The following is a 22083-nucleotide window of genomic DNA, read 5'->3' on the forward strand; positions in this document are numbered from 1 at the left end:
CTTCAAACCTGTCGTTTTGCGTCGGAAAAATGGGGTTAGGAATCTGGTGAAAATTCAAACTCTATCCGCACACTGAACGGATTCGTGAATGCCCCGCCCAACTCCATGAGCAACTGAGGATCCCGAGCAGTTGCGCTCATCCATAAGGTATCCCTCTCGATGCCCTCCACTTCCAAATCTCCCATGGGAACCAGGTCTTCAAATGCATTCTCTTCGCTTGTTTCAAATATCAGCTGCTGTGTGCTGCGGTTCCAGATTTCAATGCGACGCAGACACAGTCGTCCCGAACGATCACTGGGATCCACACGAAGATGCGAAACCGGACAATCGGCATCCACCTGAAATTCCAATGAGGAGGTAGTGCCAGCATCATAGGACTGAACGAGTGAACGTTCTTCAGAAAAGGCTTTCGAATCACTCCAAAAAACCTGAAAGCGATCCTGCAGCGTCGTTGCATCAACAGATGCGGAGGAGTCCAGTGGCGGCTTTTTCAGTCGCAGTGGTGGATTTTCTGATTCAACACCAGCGATAGATTCCTGCGCACTCAGGAAGCTCTGCTCAGATTCTTCATCCAGTCGCAGCCCTGCATCCATCCCACCGGAATGCTCCGATTCCCCAGGCATGGGGATCGATTCCAGACGGTCCACATCCAAATGTGAAGAATCCCAGGGAGAACTCTCTTCCGGTTCATTCCAATCACGCGATTCCACAGCATCCTCAAGCGACTGAATGCGGTTGTCTGTCCTTTCGGAATCGCCTGATTCCTGCAGTGTTTCTCCCTCAACGACCCAGGAATCAGCACTCGACTCATCCATCGCAATTGCATCACACGGCGTCACTGCCAAATCGGGTTCCGGAGTCTCCAAAAACTCTGGGCTTTCAGACTGCTGCATCGAGTGCTCTTCTGGCTTTGATGTGGTGATCGCCACTCGCGCTTTCAGCTGAGTCTCAAGCCATGCGAACTCGGGTGTGCGCTGCAGTTTGAACGAAGACTGGATACGCGCATGGTCGGATATCCATACTTTGAGCAATCGAACAGCATGTGTTTTCCACAGCCTCGAATAGCGTTCCATTCGCTCCAACATGCCCGCAGCATCATGTTGCGATTCATAGTTTACTTCCGCCACCTGACTGTAGTCCAGTCCCGTGAAGGGAAGCACATCCACGAGCTGATATCGCTCCATCAATGCCAACAATAAGGAGGTATCCGAATCCTCTGCTTTCAGGTAAAGGTCTTCCATCTGCAGCCGACGCAGGACATCTACCCTGAAGAGATTGCCCCAAAGTGAACAGGTATTGTGCAAGGCCATCATGCCCGGAATCGCAATGATCGGATAACTCGACAGACTGCCCTTCGCATAAGCTCCCACAGCAGCCAGCTCACCATGCAGCTGCATGCACGAAATGGCTTGCTCAACAAAACCGGACTCAGGACGGATCCCGTTCCGAATAATGATGAGGAAATCAGTATCCACCTTTGCCAACACTGCCCCCAGTGTCAGTGGATTTTCAGAACTCTCCCAATGTTCCCATGCCGATTTCAATCCTGCATTCGAGCTTGAATCTTCCAACTCGGCTTCACTGCGGTTGCCCAGTGAAATCCATCGGATTTCGACTCCCGAAACGGATGCCATCGATGCCCTGAAACCTTCGAGGTCGCGCGAATCAGAATCCCACGCCAATACGCTGAGGCTCGCGGGCTTGAGCATGCGCTCATAGCACTTGGGCGGTTGAAGCTCAAACAACGCCCCAGGCTGCATTGGAGACTCATTTTCCCTTCCCTGTTCAAGGCGTTCGCGCAGTCGGGCAGCCGATCCTCCGGATTCTGACGCTGCGCATGTATCGACAAATTCACCCAATGCAGGTGCATCGATCACAGTAACCTGTAAAGGACCAAAACCTTTTCTCAAATCCTCCGCAACCGACACACATGGGGTGCAACGCAGGTCTGCGTGTCGCAGGCAGTAAGCCTCCATTTCATGGAGCATCAGCGATTCCAGATCAACGATCTCCGCTTCATGCTGCGGCACGTCCATGGCATTGAGCACCAATTTACATTCGCTCACCAATCCCAATAAGCGCTTGATGCGTACCAGACTGAACGCCAGCCCCCCGAACAGAGGAATTTCAATTGCATCGAGCGATTCATTCTCCAGATACTGAAGCACCCTTTGCGCAAGTGCATCGGACCAGACCTGACCATGGCACAGATAGGCACACTGCACTTCTTGCTCGGGCATAGGCACTTGCACCACATCAATCCCAAGACTCGGTGCAATGGTGCTTTCCCCCTGCATCACGATCGAAAATACTGTAATTTCATGCCCTTCTTCGAGCAACTGCTCCCACACCCATTGGAGATGGTGAAGGTAGGCCTGATCCAGGAATCGGGGTGAATCGGGAGCAACAAATGCAAGCTTCATAACGAGGGTGGCAAAGGGTTTCGGGCATCAATAACTCAAATAACCCATCATGACGTTAACGCAACAGTATCAACCCTAGTGGAAATCCCATCCGCAACAACCCCTTTTTACAATTGCAGGTAATGTTGGAACTAATGTTCTTCGTTCACACGAACACCCGAAGCGTTCGCGCGTAGATTTCAACCATCCTCAGCTTGAGTGGATTTCACGAGCTACACGATTTCAAATTCGAATCCAACCTGCAATTCTGCTCCCAACAGCAAGTTACTTTGCACGATAACCTGAGGATCCACCCCTGTTGATCGAATGCAAAGAGAACCAGCATCATCACCACTTTCGATCATTGCCGTTCCTGCAACATCCAGGCCTTCCCAACTTTTTTCTGAATCGAATTCAAGCAGCAAGCGCTCAGAAAGCAGATCTTTGATCCACACTCGATGAATCAGGATGCGCATCTCGCTGACAGCAAAATCGAATCGAACCGTGTGCGTTTTGGGGTCGAACGGCAACGTACACTCGATTTGAACTCGTCCAAATTTTATGTAATGCATCTCTTTCGAACCCTTTTCAGAGAGACCGTCATCTCCGCCAAAATAAACACGGAATTCCTCTGTATTCGAAGATTCTTCGCGCATCTCAGCTTCCTTCCACAATCGAACCAGCAACAGTGCGATCATCTCGCTGTGAGAAGCCCAACTTTTTCGATGTTTCAACATCATGTACTGAATCAAATTCGCACGAATCGGATTCGCCGTCGAAAATACCATGGATGCAAAATTTCGCCGGTAATAAAATAGTTCTTCTGGCAGGATATCACCCTCAACTCCAGCATCTTCAAGCGTTAACAAAAAATCCCAATCTTCGTATGAATTCATACACTCGTCGTAACCTTCCGTAATATTAAACAGCTCTCGACGATATAGATTTGTGCACTTTCCACTTGTATTCAGATACGGCATCAGCTTGCTCACATATCCAATCGGATAGTAAGGAGTATCGAAGGCTCCAAAGTTTCTCGTGTAACAACTCACATAGCCCAGGTCCGGGCAACTCTCAAGAGCCGTAACCGCCTTATTCAAATATTCGGGATGAAGCAGATCATCCGAATCCAGCGGTAATACATATTTCCCTTTGCTCGCGCGAATGCCCGCATTCCGGGCAGCACTCAACCCCCTGTTGCATTGCTCGACCTTCACCACCCCTTCAAGAGAATCAAAGCAACGCTTTGCGGCAGGACTCGTTGATCCATCGTTGACAACAACAATTTCCAATTCTGGATAGTTGCTCGAACGAACACTTTCGAGTGTTTCACTCAACGTAGTTGCTTGGTTGAAAAATGGAATGACCACAGAAACAAGAGGCTTATCATTTTGATCTGAAAACGATCTCTCTTTCACTGCAGTGTAGTTTGCTTCCATTCGAAGGGCAGTAGTCGTTGGATGTGTAAGTTCTCGAGCACGAGCCACTGCTGCATTTGATATGCGCTGCAAACGCGATTCGTCTTCCAACAGCTCAAGCAAGAGTCCAGCAAGTGCACTTGCATTCTTTGGGTCAATGACCATACCGCTGTGATCTGTCTCAATCATCTCCGACATTCCTCCAGAGCGTGACGCAAGCACAACACATCCTTTTGACATCGACTCAAGACATGCATTTGCCCAATTCTCCCAACGAGATGGCAATACAATAATGCCTGTTTCCGATAACAAGCGATCAACCTGATCATAGGGAACTCCCCCTCGAAACTGAATTCGATTCAACATCTTTTCGGGGATCGTGCTTTGCAGCACTTCTGTATAGGTTCGGTTAAAAAAATGCGCATTTCGTTCCACGCCAACCAGCTCAAACTGCAGATCAGGACGCTTTTCCAGCACCTCCACAGCAGCTCTGACAAAAACGTCAACACCCTTTCGAACCTGAATCGAACCGAAAAAACGAATCGTTTTCAGATCCCGTTTCGCCATCGGAAGAGTCGGTTCCGAAAAATCGAGGTAGAGTGGATACGGACAAATAGAAATATCATTCCTCCCTACCCGATCCGAAAAATAGTCCGCCAATGACTGAGAGGGAGAGGTCACTTTATCTGCATTTCGAACGCAATAGTCCTCCATCTCCATATCACACACCACCCAAGCCGCAAACTCTCTGTCTTCATTGATGGTTTCAAGCAAGGAGAGCGGTGTGTGACACTTCACGACCAGGTGTTGATCTGCAAACGTCCTCATCAACCGTTTACTGCGGATGCACACGAATCCCTCGCCACAATACTCAGGAAACTCTACCACATTAATCGTTTCGTTTCTGCAGAGTTCCTGAAGTGTGAAAAACACCCGATGGCTGTATTCGTGGTTCGCCGAAAAACAACCCCCTTGTTTTTCGGCGGGCATTGGAAGCGTCTCAACAACATGGAGATTTTCTGGAAGTTTGTGGTGATTGGAAGCATTCACACAATCCGTAAGGAGGAATACCTTGTGCCCCCTTTCCAGCATCGCTCGACAAGCATTTGCGACGTAGGTTCCAATTCCGCCACCCGTAATGGGTCCAAACTCACGGCTAACGTAGACAATATTCATTTGTTCAAAATCATTGACAATCGCCGAGTTCCAGATCAGCGATTTCCGTCATTTTGGGACAACCTCACGTTACGAATGTCGGGTTGTCCAGCGTAAAGGTCTAACATGAGATTCTCGCCCGTTTCCAGGTTCGAAATTGTCACCTGACCACTGAAGCGGTGTTCCAAAAACCGAATGGCTGTGCCATGAGGCAGACAAATATCGAGTGGGGTCGCACCGGTTCCTACGAGTGCAAATCCTCGTGGTGATCCTTCACTTTCTACCATTTTCCATCCTGAAGGTAACAATACCTCAAGGGACCGTGCCAAAAGACTGTTCATCTCATGTGTCAGAAGATCAAGAATCCAAACTTCATTTCCCTCTGATTCGGGATGTCGCGATCCCATCAACTGCAATCGATATCGTTCTTCCTTGGTCTCCACGGTTTGCTTCGCAACTTCGATGTCGGATGCGTCTTCAATCGGTGAATCCACGACAACCGTGTTCCAATCGCGTGCTTCACACTCCTTCACCAAAGCACACTTGAATGAGGAATCCACACTCCATACGAGCGGAATGGAACGCGATTCGATCAGGTAACACAAGAATCCCAACTTCTGGTCCAAATCTTCGAGAAAGCGGGACAACTCCCAGAATTGCTCATGCGCATGCAATCCATGGATTTCCAGTGAATCCGATTGCATCCCGTTTCCTGTCTGCACCCAAATCAGTTCATGTCCACAGCGACGGTAAGGTTTCAGTATCTTTCGAATACGTTCTATCATCTCCGGTTTCCATTGCTCGATCAGCACAACCAACGGGGATACAGAACCGGGAGCATGCGAACTCCGCACCTGACGAGCGACCCATGTTGCCAAACTTTCCTCTGAACCCAACACATCCGGGCATTGAACGTAGTCGAACGAACGGTGTTGGAGTGACTGTTGTATCACCCCAGATTGTTCATCGTGCGAACGTACTCTACCTTGTTGTCGGCTCAGACTCGAGCTACTGTGGACTCGATACCCGATGAGAAACTCTCGCGGCAGGTTCAGAAATCTAGCTCCAGCTAATGCACATTTGCACCAAAAATGCCAATCTTCGTAGATGTAAGCATCACCAAGACCAAAGTCCTCATACCCACCAACTTTCTCCCAAAGTTCCTTTCGAAACACTGAGGCAGACATGATTCCGTTATGGGACAGAATCTCACGGTTCTCAAGAACAGGTTTGACTCCCATCAACTGGTTCGACGCCCCCAAACATCGCGCACCCGTTCCCGCAACATCCGCATTGTCCCACAACAGACGAAAGAGGGTTTTTTCAAGGTAGTGCTCATCCAGCACGTCATCAGCATCCAGGCAACACACAAAGGGTGCATTGCTGCGCTCGATACCAAAATTCCGATTACTGCCAACCAGGCTGCGCTCGGAACGGATGAAAACCTGCACACCTTCCTCAGACAGTTGTTCCAAAACCTCACGAGTATGCGCATCGTTCGATCCTCCATCGACAACGATGAGTTCAACCCCCGAAAGCGTTTGGTTCAGAATAGATTCGACCGCATCGAGTAGATATTTACCGTAGTTGTAACATGGAATTATGACGCTAATTAGCGGTACACGCTGCCTGTCGGATGCGGAAAGCGAGCTTCGTTTCCAGATTCCTGAGGCTCTCCAAAACCATGTGTTATGTGAAGAAGAACCGGCACCTCTGCCCACCCAAAATGGGTCAAGATCCAATCGAAATCCATTGCTGACTCCCTGCAACAATGCCCGCCGGCTTGCGAGAATCCGCTTTCCTTCGGGTAACTCAAGGCTGTTTGGATATTCGAGATGGACCACCGCTTCTCCAAAATAGCTCAGCATCGGATACACCTCTTTCAGTATTTCCAGGTGTCCCTCAAGCAGTCGTTGCAGATCCTTCGAATCGATTGCATCATCTTGACGATTGAGCAGATTCGCAATCCGGGCAGCTGAAAAAATGGATGCACTCAAGTCAAGCGGTTCTGCAACATCACCATGCGCTGTCGTCCAGCATGAGCGCACAATCCCATCTTTAGAATTTTGCTGTTTCCCTTGTTGGATTTCATCGAACGACACAGTATTTGCTGCACCAAGTCCAAGGCCTAAATGGAATCCCAGAGTATCCCCCGAATACTCCTGCAGATGCCTCAGAACATGTCGAATCGACCAAGTCCGGGTGAAAACACACGCATCCGACAGCATCAAAACAAATTCTACATCTTGCAAATATTGCCAAAGATCACTCACCAAACAGTGAATGCGTTGCAACTTCGCATTCGGAAAATCCTGCACGACACAAGCAAGCTGGTCATACTCACGGTTGCCTCTGACACGGTGCAGAATCATCAGGTCGCAACAATCTTTTGAAAAATCCTGTCCCAGCGAGCGCTGAAGACTTTGCAAACACAGATCAAGCTGCGCTGGCGTGTTTTCAGCGAAGAGGATAATCCTGAACCTGCATTTGGGCTTCAACAAATCTGCTGGGAACATTTCCATCTAATACGATCAGATCCGATGCCAAGTTGGTGGAATCAGGTCATCAAAACAATACGACTCATCCAAAAACCACCGTTTTGGCGCAACAACCCTGCAATCCCTTCGACCAAAGCTACTCAGCCAGACGGCCCACCACGCAAACGAACTGTTCGGAATGACGTAAGAATTAAACAAAGACATATAGTGAAGGTAATCCCTAAACTTTGGCCCTGCATGCTCATGCCCGATCACTTCGGTTGGATAGGGAAACCGCAGCTCTTCCCTACACCAGTCAACATCATCCGAAAAAACGAATATCTTTGGATTTTTAACTGATTCAGCAAGGAATTCCACTCCCTGTTCCATGTAGTCTGACCCCAGAACACCATGAAAACGACGAGACCGCTCGTTATTCACAAAATCACCACGACGCACATTCACACATATGGAACTCGGGTCTCGAAAGGTTCGAACCAGTTTTGGGTTCAATCGGGACAGATCTCGAACCGAAAATTGCTTCCAAATATGCTCTGCAATGGCAGCAAAATACTTTTCACTTTGCCAATATCCATCCAATAACACATTGCCGTGATTCGGCAATATCTCTGGATCGTAGGTAAACTTTTGTTCCGAAATCCAAGTGAGGTCCCGATGAATATTACCCTCATAGATCGGCCCCGTAATTCCGAAAATATCCAGCGAAAACTCCCGTCGCACATGCAGCTCATCGTGTTCCTTGCTTTCAAGAAAGCTAAGATCAAACTGTAACTCACTTTGGGTTCGATGCGCCAGAGCGCGTCCACAGGCATATTGAAACATTTGGTTTCCCGTTCCACCCTTTAACTGAACAACGATCATCTCAGGCTGGGGTCAGGGGAGTTGCAGCAGAAACCGATATTGCACCACCATCGAATGATACCATGTGGTGGCGCTGACTGAGGTCCGTTGATTTCACCTCAAAGGTCAGTGCTTCAGGAACTCCATAAACATGTACATGCTCGGTATATGTGCCATTCGAAAGCCCAAACAGCACTACATAGTCTCCATTTCTTAATTTTCTTAAATTGGTTTCAAAACGATACACATAATGATTTCCCTCAAGCATGGGTTCGAGTTTCCCATCCACAAAACAAGAATTGACTCCATAGATGAGATTTCCCTTCATGTCGTAAATATCACAACAGATGATGGGAGATTCCTGAGTCTTAAGCACTTCAACGAGCAAATAAATTTCAATCGATTCCCCTCCTCGAAAGAGAGTGTTGTTATCAGGGTGATCGGGACAGTACAGGGCTGCTTTAAGGAACACTGCATCACCATTTCCATCATGCACCATCTCCGAAAGATCAACCCAGTTCATTGAGTCAGGCAATTCCATAGAATCCGTGATCACAGGTGAAGGCGTAGATACAGCGGGAGGAGATTCGGCAACTCCGGCATTTGAACTTCCTGCTTCATCCACTTCCGACTCGTTCTTCAACAATCCGTTTCCCGAACTCTTTCGCACGAATTCACCATAATGCATAAAATTGGAGTATTCCACAGTGATAGTCCGCGGATCACCCCTTCGAATAATTTCACCATCGTGAATCCAAATCACTTCCTTGCAAAAGTTCACAATGCTGGACAAATCGTGCGATACAAAAAGCAACGTAGTATTCCGTTCCTCAATCAACTGCCTCATTCGCCGAATACACTTCATCGTAAAGCGAATATCTCCCACTGCAAGTGCCTCATCGACAATCAGGATATCTGGATCCACTTCAGCCTGCACCGCAAATGCAAGCCGCACCCGCATTCCGCTCGAGTAAGTTTTGATCGGTTGATCGATGAATTCTCCGATGTTAGCAAATTCGCAAATGCGATCAAAACGCTCATCAATCTCAAGTCGGGAAAGTCCGAGAATCGCACCGTTTAGATACACATTTTCGCGACCTGTAAACTCATCGTTGAATCCTGCACCCAGTTCCAAGAGAGCCGCCAGTCTCCCTTTTGTCGACACGTTTCCTTCTGACGGAGTCAATGTTCCCGCAATGAGCTGCAACAAGGTGCTTTTGCCCGAACCATTGCGACCAATAATCCCTATGCTGTCACCTCGATATAACGTGAGATCTACGCCTTTAAGCGCACAAAAGTCATGATAATAGGTCGTCTTGTTAAAAATTCGTCCGATTGGCGCTGATATGCCTTTGCCTCCAACAAGGTCACTCCCACGCCCCAGGAATTTCCGTAATCCCTGCACCAATGGTGCCTTGAGGCGTGCTGAGGGGTCTTTCCAAATTCGATAGGATTTCCCTAATCCAGCGGCAGATACCACAATTTCTTTTTCTGATTCTGACATTCCGTTACTTCGAAAAATTAGGCATCTTCTGCATTCTTTGAAAGAATCGCAACCAGCTCATTCCTACTTGGATTCCTTTTGTCCGCAAGTCCATTCACCGATGATCACTTCACTCGTGGGGGCCAGGCAAGGTTGAATTGGGGATCAAAGTTGGACAGATTGGGATTGTAGAAGGGGTCCGCTTTCAAAAGTTCACCCCAGTGTTGGCGCATGTAGTCCGCTTCGCTATCCATGCGCTTCTGTTGTTCAGGAGTGATTTCATAACCACGCGAAACCGATTCGTGATGAATCAGCTTGGCATAAGGGGTCCAGACCGTTGCAAGTCCCAACTCGCGCCGAGCACGCAGACAGTAGTCCACATCGTTGTAGGCTACCGCAAGTTCATTTGCATTCATGCCTCCCAATTGCTGCCACACCTCCCGACGCGTCGCAAGGCAGGCCCCCGTTACAGCAGAGTAGTTCTGATTGAGGTGCGCGCGCCCCATGTGCCCGATGTTCCACTCGAGCTGAAATTTGAAGGCCTCCACCGCAATGCCACACACCCCGAGCAGGATGCCGGCATGCTGCACGCGATGGTCCGGGTAGAGCAACCAGCCGCCCACTGCACCGACCTCAGGGCGCATCGCTTGTGAGCAGAGTTCTTCCAGCCAGGTATCGTCTAGAATCTCCACGTCGTTGTTGAGCAATACCAGGACGTCGCCTGTGGCCTCAGTCGCCGCCAGATTGTTAATCGCAGAGAAGTTGAAGGGCTGATCATAGCGCAACACCCGCACCCGATCCTCCGATGCAAGCGACGCAAACCACTCCAGCGCATCGGCTTCATCCGACTGGTTATCCACCAACAGGATTTCGAACTCAGGGGCCTGGGTGTGCCGCAACAGACTCTCAATACAGCGACGCGTCACCTCCGCCTGATTGCGGGTCGGGATCAGGATCGATGCTTTGGTTGCCTTTGGCAGTTCATACTTCACCCGGTATGCACCCGGCCACATGCCCTCCATCACTTCGCCGTGCACGCCGCGTTCCTCAAGGTAGGCCTCGATCGCGCGCTTGCCGGCAGTCACTGCATAGGGTTTGCTGTCAATCGTCTTTGAGGTCGAGGTATCCAGATAGCGCCAGTGATAGAGTATGCGTGGGATGTGCACGATGCGATCTGGCGATGTCTTCAGCAGAAAGCGAAGTGCCATATCCCAGTCCTGCGAACCATAGAGATCCTCGCGAAAACCTTCGATCTCGCGCAGGATGCGGGTCCGGTAAACTCCGAGGTGCGAGATGCAGTTGTGCGACAGAAACAAATCCGGGTTCCAGTCCGATTTGAAATAGGGATCAAAGCGCTTGCCCTCCGCATCCACTTTATCCTCATCACTGTAGAGCAGATCTGCTTCCGGGCACGCGTTCAGGGTGCAAACCACGTGATACAGGGCATGTGGTGGCAACAGGTCATCATGATCCAGCAGCGCGCAAAACTCCCCTTCCGCAACTTCCAGTGCCGAGTTGGTCGCCGCAGAGATGTGGCCGTTTTTCTCACGAAAAACCACACGAACCCGTTCATCCTGCGAGGCATAGCCTTCCAGTATCTCCCGCACGTGCGCCGAGGGTGAATGATCGTCTGCAATGCACAGCTGCCAGTTTTCATAGCTCTGGGCGAGCACACTTTCGATCACTTCCCGCAACCATCGCTCCGGGGTATCGTAAACTGGAAGCAGTATCGAAATCAGGGGTTGAGCTTCAAACTGCGCAGCTTCATCCCGCTGTTTATTCAAGTCCTGTTCGCTCAGCGTATCAAAACAGCGGATCCACGACTGGTAATCTTCGTCAAGCTGTCGCTTCGGTGTGGTTTCAAACCCAAGGTTGACCACGATGCGCTTGAACAGCATCGCCTGAGATCCGTCCGCAAATCGCGCGAAAATCTCAATGAAATTTTCACCCGGACCGGTTGAAACTTCAGCCAGAAATCCGCAGCGCTGCTCAACCTCGATTTCACCTTCAAAGTGCTGAACGATGTCATCCCTCACCCCTCCCAGTGCCACCGGAACTTCCATCTCACCAACTTCCGCCCACATCTTGACGGGTGCCCGGCCCTCCCGGTCAATACACCAGCCGGCAAAATTCACCTTCTGCCCGATTGCGGGAGAAACAAAGGAGCGCGGTGCCTCCAGCGCCGCGTGGAAGCCCACCGCAATGCTTTCATCCTTGGTGAAGCTGCGTTCAAATGCCTGGGCAACGGGTGCCGGGGGTAATGTCTCCACCACTTCGTAGCTGGGTTCCTGAACCTCATCCGGAAGTGGTGGAAGCGAACTCAGGTCCACAGGAGCGCCCATTTCCTTGCCCGAAAAGCTCTTTCCGATTTTCCAGCCCCGCGTCTGCTTCAGTGATTCCAGATGTGCTGCCCGCAAACGAATCTCCTGCTCAAGGCGCTCGATGATTCCGGATTGTCGCGCAATCACCTGCTCAAAATACGCTATCCTTCGGTCGGCGTTTTCCCGATGTCGCAATTGCAGCTGCACTTCTTTGAGCCGATGATCGCGAATTGCTTCCAACTGCGCCTGTCCGTGCTGCAGTGCCTCGATCTCCTGCCAAAGGAAGGCGATGTCCTGATCTCTCAGAGCGACCTCCCGCTTGAGTTTCTCGACCGCTTCACTATCCGTCTCGTGTGTCGAGACGAGGCGCTTCAGCGCATCTTCATACTTCTCCGCCTGTTGCCGGTGCAGCTCCAGTTTTTTGAGCAACGCTTTCGCGTGTGCCTTCCAGTCGGTAACCGGTTCACCCGATTCGTCCGGCAATGGGATCTGATCTGCCGAAGATTTTGATTTCATGCTGTCTCGTCCTCGTCAAGTGGCTCTGCCTTCGCTTCCCTGACGCGATAGGTCTTTTTGTTCTGCGCCTCATAATAGGTGCGCGTGATGATTTCTGCCAGCAATCCCATCAGGATGGAGTATACACCCATGAGCGCAAAAAACAGACAGAACAGTGGAAGTGGCGTACGGGAGAAGTTCCGGATCTCAAAGAGCTTCAGCGCGATGGCAATCAATGCGAACAGTCCGCTTGCCGAAAAGCAACCAAGGCCAAATCCACCAAAAACATACATGGGTTTCTGCGAATATCCGTGCAGAAATTTCACGACAATCAGGTCGAGAATGACCTTAAACACCCGCTCCATTCCGTATTTCGAAACACCTTTGGTCCGGGGAAAATGGTTCACGGGCACTTCCGTAATGCGCCCACCCTGCCAGGCGGCATAAATCGGAATGAAGCGATGCATCTCCCCATACAGGCGCACCTCCGACATCACAGACTTGCGGTAGGCTTTGAGTGAACAACCGTAATCGTGCAGCTTCACTCCGGAAATCTTGGAGATGAGCGCATTGGCCACCCGGCTCAGAAAAACGCGCCGAAAGCGTTTATCCTGACGCTTCTTGCGCCAGCCAGAAACCACGTCATAGCCTTCATCCAGTTTTTTCAGAAGCATCGGAATATCCGCCGGATCATTCTGCAGATCGGCGTCGAGTGGAACCACGACCTGCCCTTTGGCATAGTCAAACCCCGCCTGCATCGCTGCAGTCTGGCCGAAATTCCGCCGAAACTGCACCGCGACGTAGCGCTGGTCTTCAGCTGCTTTTTCGTCAATCAACCGACCGCTCTCGTCCTTGCTTCCGTCATTCACCAGAACGACTTCCCACTCGTGGGTCCCCAACGTCATCAACTCATCGAGTTTGCTGAAGAGTTCGGGCAAGTTCGCTTCCTCATTATACACGGGTACAATGATGGATACACAATCAACAGGTTCGCTCATGAATGGGTGAAGGGATAAAATCAGGAGTTGAAATACCAGACAATCAAGCGGTAGATCGCCGAGAGAAGAAGGGCAGCAAGCAACGAAAATGCAAAGCCCTTGACAATCAACCAGGTGCGTGAGGGTGGTTCTGGGGCTTCAGGAATCTTCGTTAGGATCAGGTAGGGATCGTTAAAACCCGGATCCACTTCAAAATACAACCGGGATGGGTCAATGCGAAAGGTCTTGATATGGTTCTGGGGTACAAGGGTTTCAAACACAACATCGCGAACGTATTCTCCGCCGTAGAACGAAACCTGGATCCGATTCACAGTGGTCTGCACTCCTTCCTCATGATAGACCGGATCCCACCGAAGACGCACCATCGACGGTTGCGGCAGTTCAAACACCAAATCTGTGTCGACTCCGCTCTCAAGCAGTTCACCGGGAATGCGCTTCTCCGCTGAAAAACCAAGTCCGTCGTCATAGAACAATTCGGTCACTCCGGTCTGACTCGAATTCAAGCGGATCTCCAGGGTATGTCGCCCCAATGGAGTGTCCATCGCCGTTTTTAATCCGATCGCCAGACACACGATCAGGATTGAGAGATAAATCCCATATTTTTTGATAAACATCGCGATCAAGTGTGCAAAATGCCATCTAAGAGAGCTTCGGGACTGCCTGCAATGCCAATTCTGGGCCACACGTTCAAATTCGATTGCACACCCTGCGGTTGCAGGGGATTTCGAAACAAGCCTAGACAAGTCCTAAAAGATCTTACCCGGGATGTAGGCTTGCAGTTCTTCACTGCCCGCCAGCGAAAAATCCTCCTTGAAGCGGGTCAACAGCCTATTGTAGGCGGGATCATTCATCAGCAATGTCGACCAGTGTTTCCACATGTAGTTCACTTCCTTCTGATAGCGGTTGAATTTTTCGGGCGTATTTTCCGGTCCGCGAGTTGCAGACTCATGATGATAAAGCACCGCATACGGAGTGTAAACGTTGCGATAGCCTGCCTCGCGAATCTTGATGCAGAGGTCAACGTCATTGTTCGTGATCGCCAGCTGCACATCATCAAATCCACCGACTTCCCGAAAGACTTCCGCCCGCACGACAAGACAGGCAGCCGTAACGGCCGAATAGTTCTGGATCACGTGTGCACGCAGCGGCCCTTCACCAGGTTCATTGGGAAACAGGCGAAATGCGTGGGCTGCCACATGGCCCACTCCGATCAATACACCCGCATGCTGCAGCGAACCGTCCGGGTAGAGCAGTTTTGCTCCTACAGCACCCACATCTGGTCGGCACGCGTGACTCACCATCTCTTCCAGCCAGTCCCCTTCGATCACTTCAAGATCGTTGTTGAGAAATGCATACAGCTCTCCGCTCGCTTCCATCGTTCCCCGATTGTTGATCTGAGAGTAGTTGAAACGCCCCGGACACGGCACGATGCGACAGCCCCGTTCCCGCAAGTATGCGAAGTAGGCATGGGTTTCCTCCAACTCCGAGTCGTTGTCGAGAATCAGAATCTCATAGTTCGCATAGCTCGTCTTCTCCAGAATGCTGTCCACCATGGTCCTCAGCACTGACACACCATCACGCGTCGGGATCAGCAACGATACTTTGGGTGCCGGAGTCGGAAGCATGTAGCGTGTCCTCCATCCGCCCACGCCCGGAGCAAGACTCACCTCCACCGCATTTCCCAGTGCTTCATGATGCTCACGCAACAGCACACTGCCGAGTTCGGAAGCTTCCATGCTCGTGTGTGGATCATATTTGTTCAGCAGGTGAAAATAAATCCCGCAAAGGCGCCCGACCTGCTCGCGTTTGCAGGTTCTTGAAAACCGTAACTGCAGTGCCCACTTGTCGTGAATCCTGGTCTGTTCGCCCAGGCCTCCAGCCTCCAGAAACGCCTTCGTCTGCATGAGAAAGCGTGTTCCAATGTAGGGATAGCTGTGCAGGAGATCACGATTCCACTCGGGCAATACATGACTGTCGCCCAGAGAACCGTCTTCCAACTGATGGTCAAAATCCGTGTAGAACAACGCAGTCTCGGGGTGGCGGCTCAGAAATCGAAAAAAGTCCCGGGGCAGATCCGGATCGATGCAGTCGCCCTCCTGCAACAGTCCCACCCACGCGTCTGCGTCGGCCCTTCCCAGACGGATCTTGAGTTCACTTCGGCGCATCACCTGCACCGTGGGAATCGAAGCCAGCCCAGTGCGGAGCACCGGGAGAAGTGTATCCCGGTCGTCCACAATGCAGATTTCTGTCGGTCCTGCTGCTGCACGATGAATGCTGTGCAAGGTTTGCAGGATGGCATCGAGCGCGCCGTCGTGCAACTCCACGACCCACAGCATAGGCACTGGGAACACCAGTTCGTCCTTGGCATAGTCATTGGCCGAGCGAAGCGCAGGTTCGTGCTCCACTCGCCAACGGTCATAGTCGCTGAGGGGTGCTTGTGCTCCCGGCTGCTCCTCCACGGATTCCGGAGAGTCGGTCACGCGGTCCTGCTGTATCACCGTACGCCTGCCCAGTGAAAGGGTTCGCCCGTCGGCATGTTCCAGATGAAATGAAATGCGCTTGAGTCCCTTACCAATCTTCAGTTCGGTGCGAAAAAAATGAATCCCTGATGACGGGATCTCATCCCCGTGTTCACGCATCCAACGCTGCGGTCGCAGGGCGGGGATGGCAGACAATGTCCAATGCACACGTCGTTTTCCCAAGGTCGCCACCAACGAAAACCCATCAGTCCGGAGATCCGCATTGCACCAGCCTGCGATTTCCAGCCAGCCCCGGTTTGCCACGAGCGTTGTCAGTCTGGGAAGAAAAAGGGCCGCCACAGGGTTGGCTTTCGCATGGGGTGACTTCATGTGATCAGATCAATCGTATCAGGATAGTGGAACCGGATCTGCAACGCGCCAAAGAATTCGTCGTATCCGAAGCGCACCATCTCAAGAAAACATCGACTCAATGTTCAAGCGCAATTCACGAACGCTGCAGATTTCGGATCTGCTCCTCCGTCAAATCCTCCGTACAGAGGCGATTGTAGAGTAACAATCCCGCAGTCGCGCTCAGAAATACCACCAGTGGCAACACCCACCTCACAGGCAGGGTAAGGCGTTGGCGATGCGCCAATTCCACAACCGGAGAAACCACGTATGGGTCAGCACCTCCCGAGCGGATTACGATCAACTCCGCTTCTGCCCGCTCGATCTGTGCATCGCCCCGCGCGGTCCAGCCCTCCCAGCTCAGTTGAAATTCCTTGCCGTCCGCATACACCAGGCGCAGGTTTCGCAGTTCGACGGTGCCCTGCCCTTCCAAGGGATCGATGCGCACCACACGGATGGGGTCGTTCACTCCCGTGAGCGCAATGCGCACCGTTTCATCTGCGGCTCCACCCTGCGGTGGGTGAGCCATAAACTGCTGATAACGCTGCGAGTCACCGGTTCGCAGGTAGGCATAAGGGCGCGAACTCAGTTCACCCATGCGCTCAAATTGCAGTTCCGGTGCAAAGCGCTGCTCCCGATCATTAAAAAGTGCACTGTCCGCAAACAGCCAATAAGCATAGAGGGCCAATAACAATCCCGCGATCACACAACTGGTCGGGTTTACCAACTGCCAGCGGAGGCTGATTCGGTCCACCCAACGGGTATAGGCCTGGCGCAGACGGCGCAGTCCGTCAATGGCACCTGTGCAAGCCATCCAGAGCTTCACAAGCGATGCCACAATGGCATTGCGCAACAACCAACCCACCAGCAGTCCGGTCAGCGCCATTCCCAGGTGTTGTCCCCATTGTTTTCCAAGAATTTTCGCGTCGGAAAGAGTCCCAAAATCACCTTCCAGGTGAAAATGCGGATCCATGTTTCCCTGCGCGGGATACACCGCTAATTCACGTTTGGCTGCGTTCCACTGCCAGCGCACACTATTGGCGATGCGATACTCCGGAAGCAACAGCGAGCGGCCTCGCCAATTTCCTGGTTGGTGATAATCCAGCGCGTGCAGGACCACATAACCGTCATGATCCATCGGATCCAGTCGCAGGTTTACAATGGATGCAAACCCGCTCAGGTCAAAACGAAGCGGAACGATCTGTTCCGCCTTTTCAAGAGTCTTGCGAATGGAACGCTGCTCTGAGAACCCATTGCCTTCATCCACAAAGAGCTGCACCACCCCCGGTCTTTCAGCCCACAGCTTCACTTCGAGCACATGGGAGGTCGCACTACGCTGCCAAATCCCCCACGACAGCACCAGCATGAGCAGACACGGGAGCCACAAAGCCACCCATGCATCTTCCAGGCGTATACGTGTCAGTTTTTTCCTGCGTTCAATGCTCATGAATCTTGAGCCAGCACAACCGCGCATTCGTGCCTTGGCAATTCCTTTTCATGCCCCCTCGCTGCTCCGCATCTCCACCGAAATTCTTTGATGCCAGAGTTCAAAAGAGTTGACGCAGGGCATCGTCACAACCTAGCTTCCAGTTGTTGTACCTGAGGACAACTGGCGCTAATCAAGAAGGTGGAAAACCACCGGGGAGTCTCAAGCGGATTTGTCGCGTGCCTGGGCAAATCACACCATTCACGAATACTGGAGTCATCCATCATGAGCACTTCGCCACTCAACGCATACCTGCAGCGCACTTCTGCAGAACACATCGAACCCGCCTTCGTCGCCTACCTGGCCAACCTTACCATGGTTTCGCGCGTGGCACCCGAAATCTCACGCGCCATCGTCAAGGAGCTGAACGACCAGCGCTCCAATCTGAAGCTGATCGCCAGCGAGAACTACTGCTCGCTGTCAACGCAGCTCGCCATGGGCAACCTGCTCACCGACAAATATGCCGAGGGCTTTCCCGGTGCACGGTTTTACGAAGGTTGCGACAACGTCGATGACGTCGAGGCTCTCGCCTGTGCCGAAGCCTGCAAACTTTTTGGCGCCGAACACGCCTATGTGCAGCCGCACTCCGGTGCCGACGCCAATATGGTCGCCTTCTGGGGCATCTTGCAGGCCAAGGTTCAAGTGCCCGCAATGGAAGAGATGGGAGTCAAGGATCCCGGCCAACTCAGCCATGAGGACTGGAGCCGCATTCGCACGAAACTGGGTAACCAGCGCCTGCTCGGACTCAATCTCGCCGCTGGTGGTCACCTCACCCACGGCTTCCGACAGAATGTCTCGGGCAAGATGTTCGACGCCTACGCCTATGGCGTGAGCGAAAAAGACGGGCTGCTCGACTACGATGCGATTGCAGAACAGGCACGCGAGGTCAAGCCACTCATCCTGCTCGCTGGCTACAGCGCGTATCCGCGCCGGGTAAATTTCAAACGCATGCGCGAAATCGCAGACGAGGTCGGTGCAGTGCTCATGGTAGACATGGCACACTTTGCCGGACTCGTCGCTGGAGGAGTCTTTCAGGGTGACTTTCACCCGCTGCCGCACGCACATGTAGTGACATCCACCACCCACAAAACCCTGCGCGGTCCACGCGGAGGTATCGTGCTATCCACAAAGGAACTTGGCACCTACATGGACAAGGGGTGCCCCTTCGTGCTCGGAGGACCGCTGCCCCACGTCATGGCCGCCAAGGCCGTGGCCTTCCGCGAGGCGAATCAGCCTGCCTTCAAACAATATGCAAAGCGCATTGTCGAAAACGCCCAGGCCTTTGCCCAGGCTTGCAATGACGAGGGTATGACCGTTGTCTCCGGTGGCACGGACAATCACCTGCTGCTCATCGATGTCACCCCAATGGGACTCACCGGTCGCCAGGCTGCAGCAGCATTGGTGCAGTGCGGAATCACACTCAACAAAAACGCGATTCCGTTCGATCCGCTTTCCCCGATGATCACCAGTGGTTTGCGCATCGGCACGCCCGCCGTAACCACTCTGGGCATGGGCGTATCCGAAATGAAGGAAATCGCCTCCATCATTCGCTTTGTGCTCAGTCACACTGAGGCCGACACAGTGAAGTCGGGCAAAAACGCTGGCAGTCCAAGCAAGATCGCTCACGTCATCAACTCGGCCACGGTTACCGAAGCGCGTCATCGCGTCAAGGCACTGCTCAATCACTTCCCACTGTATCCCGAGCTGGATCTACCCTTCCTGCAGCAGCATTTCGGGTGACCGAAGTCATTGGAGGCCCGTGTTGATCACGGGCCGTACTTTTTCGTATCTGCGAACAGGGAATAGCACACGGGGATAAAGAGGTGCGTCAATTCCGATTCAACACGGGTATTTCAAGCGATGCCACACCACTGAGAACGGTATTTTGGGTCGCCTCAACATCCTCGACACTGGCGGCACTAAACAGTCCCTGATCACGCTCATCAGACTCGCCCGCCTGCTCCGCGATCTCGCGCAATGCCTCCATCTGCATCTGCATTGCTTTTGCCGCCACCTTGATATCCTGCGGTGACGGGTCCGCCGGAGCCATGGCTGCGCGCTGGATCTGTTTTGCCTTTTCCAAGGTGCGTTCCGGGGTGCTGCCCGGTGATGTATCGATGTTCACGTGGCCACCAATCGCATAGGCTTTGCCATCAGGTCCGGTCTGAAACTGATACTGTGCCCCTCCCGTCGCCAGCGACCCGGCAGCCGCAAGATGCGCTTGCTCGTGCTGACGTACTTCCCGGTCCCGTTGCTGCAACTCCTGCACTTCCTGCTGTTCCTCCTCCGTCAACTCGTATGACGAGGAGGATTCGCCTGCTGCGTCAGGTTCCAGTGTCGCCTCTGCATTGGGAGCACGTCCTTCAGTTCTACGCTCGCGGGAATCGATTTCCTCTTCCTGCACGCGTTTAACTGGTTCCCGTTGAAGCGTGGCAAGATAACCCCGCACATCAGCTGTTGAACTCAGTGCAACTGCGGTGGATTGAGAAGCTGAGGCACTTTCCACACTCGTTTCAACCTGCAGTCCGGCCATGCTCTGGCTCTCAGCTCTCCCGCTTTCTGTCGTTGTGTCAGTACGCAACATCGCATTCGCGGTATCTGGATTACCGCGAGAATATGTGATGGTTGCTGCGTTGAATGCTGCAATCTCCATAATGCGCGCTGACAGATCTGAACATCGGCACTGCAGACCCAAACTTTAGAAGCATGGCGCAACAGAGCCTGCCAAGGCAGAACTCGACAGGAGTTGGGGCAGGCTATCGAGACGAAGGACTAACCCCGTGGGCGTGAGGTGACTAAACAGTCACAAACCCAGGCGATCCAGCATGTCCCCAAGTCCTCCACCAAAATCCTGCTTGGGTCGACCTCCTCCACGATTTCCACCGTTGCGCGGACCCCTACCCTGATGATGGCCTGACTTTCCGTGCGCATGCCCCGGTTTTCCAGATGAGCGCGCACCCTCGCCAGTGCCACGTTTTCCGGCCGTATCCGGCTGGCTCTTCATGGACAGGCCAATGCGGTTTCGCGGCAAGTCCACCTCGGTCACCGTCACCTGAACCTTCTGCCCGACCTTCACAACCTCCGCCGGATTCGAAACAAAGGAATCCGAAAGCTGACTGACATGCACCAGACCATCCTGATGCACTCCAATGTCCACAAAGGCACCAAAGGCAGTCACGTTGGTCACAATGCCCGGTAATCGCATGCCTTCCTTGAGGTCATGGATTGTTTCCACTCCATCCTTAAACTGGAAGGCTTCAAACTTCTCACGCGGATCCCGTCCGGGTTTGGCTAGCTCCTCCAGAATGTCCTTGAGCGTGGGCAACCCCACTTCATCGGTGACATAGTTCTCCATGCGAATCTTTTGGCGTTCCGCTTCGCTGGCCATGAGATCCTGAATGCTCACTCCAACATCCGCCGCCATACGCTCCACCAGCTCGTAGCGTTCCGGGTGCACCGCACTCGCATCCAGCGGGTGCTCTGCTCCCCGAATGCGCAGAAATCCAGCCGACTGCTCAAAAGCCTTGGGACCAAGACCGGGAACCTTGAGCAGCTGTTTTCGCGAACGAAAGACTCCATTGCTCTCCCGAAATTTTACGATCTCTCCCGCCAATCGCGCATTGAGTCCTGACACATAGGAAAGCAACTGCTTACTCGCTGTGTTAATTTCAACTCCCACACTGTTCACACAGCTGAGCACCACATCCTCAAGCGTTTCCTTCAAATACTTCTGATCAACGTCATGCTGGTACTGGCCCACCCCAATGGATTTGGGATCAAGTTTCACGAGCTCTGCAAGCGGGTCCATTAGACGACGCCCGATCGACACGGCACCTCGAACGGTCAGATCCTTGTCAGGAAACTCCTCACGAGCGACCTCTGAAGCGGAGTAGATGGATGCCCCACTCTCATTCACCATGATGACCAACACGTCCTTGGGCAATTCCAGAGACTTGACGAAGGCTTCCGTCTCACGGCTGCCGGTTCCGTTGCCAATCGCAATTGCTTTTGACTCAAAGCGCTGAACCAGTGCGCTGACAACCTTGCGGGCTTCCTCCCTTCGGAAGTCGCCGGTGCTGGGATAAATCACAGTGTCAAAGAGCAGTTTTCCCTGTGCATC

13 protein-coding genes and 1 riboswitch are annotated in these 22083 nt (G+C 52.3%); of the genes, 1 reads left to right on the top strand and 12 read right to left on the bottom strand.

What is annotated here, in order from left to right:
- Positions 1–35: 35 nt before the first annotated feature.
- The 10 genes from ABQ298_00260 to ABQ298_00305 form a co-directional block, all read right to left on the bottom strand.
- The gene (locus ABQ298_00260) at positions 36–2423 is read right to left on the bottom strand and encodes a hypothetical protein (protein MEQ9822797.1); all 2388 of its coding nucleotides are present in this window, start codon (positions 2421–2423) and stop codon (positions 36–38) included.
- Positions 2424–2635: 212 nt separating this feature from the next.
- A complete protein-coding gene (locus tag ABQ298_00265; GenBank protein ID MEQ9822798.1) occupies positions 2636–4996 on the bottom strand; it encodes a glycosyltransferase in 2361 nt (786 codons plus the stop codon).
- A gap of 35 nt (positions 4997–5031) precedes the next feature.
- Complete coding sequence (locus tag ABQ298_00270) at positions 5032–6972, bottom strand: glycosyltransferase family A protein (GenBank protein MEQ9822799.1); 1941 nt, start codon at positions 6970–6972, stop codon at positions 5032–5034.
- Between the two features lie 534 nt (positions 6973–7506).
- On the bottom strand, positions 7507–8334 hold the full coding sequence (locus tag ABQ298_00275; protein MEQ9822800.1) for an alpha-1,2-fucosyltransferase: 828 nt from the start codon (positions 8332–8334) through the stop codon (positions 7507–7509).
- A 1-nt stretch (position 8335) separates the two neighbouring features.
- Entirely contained in the window at positions 8336–9817 is a 1482-nt protein-coding gene (locus ABQ298_00280; protein MEQ9822801.1) for an ABC transporter ATP-binding protein, read from the bottom strand.
- Between the two features lie 104 nt (positions 9818–9921).
- Positions 9922–12633, bottom strand: a complete 2712-nt coding sequence (locus tag ABQ298_00285; GenBank protein ID MEQ9822802.1) for a glycosyltransferase — start codon at positions 12631–12633, stop codon at positions 9922–9924.
- Positions 12630–13610 carry a glycosyltransferase family 2 protein gene (locus ABQ298_00290; GenBank protein MEQ9822803.1) on the bottom strand — a complete coding sequence of 327 codons (981 nt, stop codon included), beginning with the start codon at positions 13608–13610 and terminating at the stop codon, positions 12630–12632. The genes ABQ298_00285 and ABQ298_00290 overlap by 4 nt, the downstream gene beginning before the upstream one ends.
- 20 nt (positions 13611–13630) lie before the next feature.
- Positions 13631–14224, bottom strand: a complete 594-nt coding sequence (locus ABQ298_00295; GenBank protein MEQ9822804.1) for a hypothetical protein — start codon at positions 14222–14224, stop codon at positions 13631–13633.
- Positions 14225–14356: 132 nt separating this feature from the next.
- The gene (locus ABQ298_00300; protein MEQ9822805.1) at positions 14357–16459 is read right to left on the bottom strand and encodes a glycosyltransferase family 2 protein; all 2103 of its coding nucleotides are present in this window, start codon (positions 16457–16459) and stop codon (positions 14357–14359) included.
- A 115-nt stretch (positions 16460–16574) separates the two neighbouring features.
- Entirely contained in the window at positions 16575–17924 is a 1350-nt protein-coding gene (locus ABQ298_00305; protein ID MEQ9822806.1) for a hypothetical protein, read from the bottom strand.
- Positions 17925–18072: 148 nt separating this feature from the next.
- Positions 18073–18159, top strand: a riboswitch (ZMP/ZTP riboswitch).
- Between the two features lie 29 nt (positions 18160–18188).
- On the opposite strand from ABQ298_00305, the gene ABQ298_00310 reads away from it, so the two are divergent.
- Positions 18189–19703, top strand: a complete 1515-nt coding sequence (locus tag ABQ298_00310; GenBank protein ID MEQ9822807.1) for a glycine hydroxymethyltransferase — start codon at positions 18189–18191, stop codon at positions 19701–19703.
- An 88-nt stretch (positions 19704–19791) separates the two neighbouring features.
- On the opposite strand, the gene ABQ298_00315 is transcribed toward ABQ298_00310, so the two are convergent.
- Positions 19792–20547, bottom strand: coding sequence for a putative metalloprotease CJM1_0395 family protein (locus tag ABQ298_00315; GenBank protein MEQ9822808.1), 756 nt, complete (start codon positions 20545–20547; stop codon positions 19792–19794).
- A 219-nt stretch (positions 20548–20766) separates the two neighbouring features.
- A partial coding sequence (locus ABQ298_00320; GenBank protein MEQ9822809.1) for a helix-hairpin-helix domain-containing protein occupies positions 20767–22083 on the bottom strand: 1317 nt, incomplete at its 5' end.

The sequence above is a fragment of the Puniceicoccaceae bacterium genome (assembly GCA_040224245.1).
Lineage (GTDB): Bacteria > Verrucomicrobiota > Verrucomicrobiia > Opitutales > JAFGAQ01 > JAKSBQ01.